Origin of the sequence: Dolichospermum sp. LEGE 00246, from assembly GCF_015207865.1 — a bacterium.
Lineage (GTDB): Bacteria > Cyanobacteriota > Cyanobacteriia > Cyanobacteriales > Nostocaceae > Dolichospermum > Dolichospermum heterosporum.
The window spans coordinates 1-2,162 of record NZ_JADEWA010000647.1 but is presented as its reverse complement, the minus strand read 5'-3'; the positions used below and the strand labels follow the sequence as shown (position 1 = coordinate 2,162).

Genomic DNA, 2,162 nt, shown 5'->3' with positions numbered 1-2,162 from the left:
ACTATAATCAGTCCTTAACTTCCTTAAATTCATTATTTTTTTTTAGTTATACTCAACACGGTTGGGACATGGACTTTGACGAAATTACGAAAAACCTTAATTTGTAGGGGTTTAGCACTGCTAAACCCTTACCCACAGATCAAATGAATAAGCCGTTTTGAGTATAAATTATGAAAATCCCCAGAAATCGCCAGACATACTTATTAACCGAGTCAGGTGAGGAAAAAATAATTAATACCCTTAGTAAAAACTACGTTAATCTACGCAATAGAATTACATGGATACAGAAACAGGTGGAAAACACTGGTGAAAGTATAAGTAGCAATACGATTCGTAAAATTTTAACAAAGCAGAGTGTTGAAGAATATGTAATTCAGTCCGTATTTAAGGCATTGAAAATATCATACAAGCGTCACATAGACAGCATTCTAGTTTCAAAAGATATAAGTAGTGCGAAGAGTTGCTATCAAAACTTCTTGTCTTTTGAAAACAAAAGTCCTAATTTTTTTGGCAGAGATGATGACGTAGCAAAGCTTAATACTCTAATCAATCAACATCAAAAAATGATTGTTATTCAGGGACCAGGAGGACTAGGTAAAACAACTTTAGCTAGGCAATACTTAGATAATCAAGGGTTTGATTTAGTTTTATCCCTAGAAATGGCTAGGGAGGCAGAGAACATCACTAGCGTAGAAAGCGTAGTTGAAGAATGGCTGCAACAATACTTTGAACAAGAACCAGGAAGGGAATTTGGTATTACACTCGCAAGATTAAAAAAACACTTGCAAAATCGCCAAGTCGGGATATTAATTGATAACTTAGAACCCGCACTAGATAAACATGGTAGATTCATTCAAAATCATAGTCTTTATCTAGAATTATTCAGGGTTTTAGCTGATGTAACTGTCCAGTCATTTACGATAATTACTAGTAGAGAACATTTATTTGATGACCGTGTTGATATAATTTATCATTATTATTTAAGTGAATTAAGTGTATCAACGTGGCAAGAATTTTTTGCATTTCACGAAGTTGAGGTTGATATTTCTTTACTAGAAGAAATGCACATAAAATATGGGGGTAATGCAAAAGCTATGCACGTCCTAGTTGGATCAATAAAAACAGATTATCAAGGAGATGCAACTGCTTATTGGCAAGAAAATTGTACTTTGGTGGAAAGAGGATTAAAAAATTTAGTTGTTAACCAATTTAACCGATTGCAAAGTTTAAATCCAAATGCTTATAAATTACTGTGTCGGTTAGGGTGTTATCGCTATCAAGATATACCGCAAGTTACTGAAGATGCCTTACTGGCTTTGTTGTGGGATATTCCTGACCAGCAACAGTGTATGTATGTAATTAGAAGTTTAAAAAGTTTGCGTTTGTTTGAATTTGCTAAGGGGAAGTATTGGCTGCATACACTGATTAAAGAAGAGAGCATAAAAAGGTTGAAATCAAGTCAAGAATGGGAAGAAGTTAACCGAAAAGCAGCCGAATTTTGGAGAGGTAGTGTGAAAAATATTCGCACAATGGAGGATGCTAAGAAAGCGTTTGAAGCCTATTATCATTATGAATGTATTCATGACTTTGAACAATCTGGATATATAGTTATAGAACGGAGAAATGGTTGCTGGTCATTTGATGAAATGCTGGCTTTTTCTTACTACCGAATGGGAGCATTAACACAAGTAATATCTATCCTGAATTTCCTCAAAGAAAAGGTAGAATCTGAATATCTACTAGCAAGTATTTATAGTATTGAAGGCATAATAAATTTAGTGTCAGGAAATATGCGTATAGGGATTAATTATCTGAATCAATCACTAGCAATAGCAAATTGTATTTTAAATAATTTTGAAAATCATCAAATAGATATAAGTTATGATGAGATTATATTATTGATAGTCAAAAATCAAATCCATTCATCCTTTTACTATATAGACAGTTGGGAACTGGAAGCAGCCATAGATATTTTAGAACCGACCAAATCATGGATAGAAACCATAGTACAAAAGGGAGATAAAAATTTAAAGTTAAAAATAGAAAAATATCAAGTAACCGTGTGGCTACATTTAGCTTTGTTATACTCATACTTTAATGCAGGAGAAAAATACACTTTTCCTAAATCTTTTGCTAAAAAAGTATATTATTCGTTTTTCACA

At 32.9% G+C, this 2,162-nt stretch carries 1 pseudogene; it reads left to right on the top strand.

What is annotated here, in order from left to right:
* Positions 1-170 precede the first annotated feature (170 nt).
* A pseudogene (locus IQ228_RS25065) lies at positions 171-2,162 on the top strand (ATP-binding protein); the annotation flags it as partial.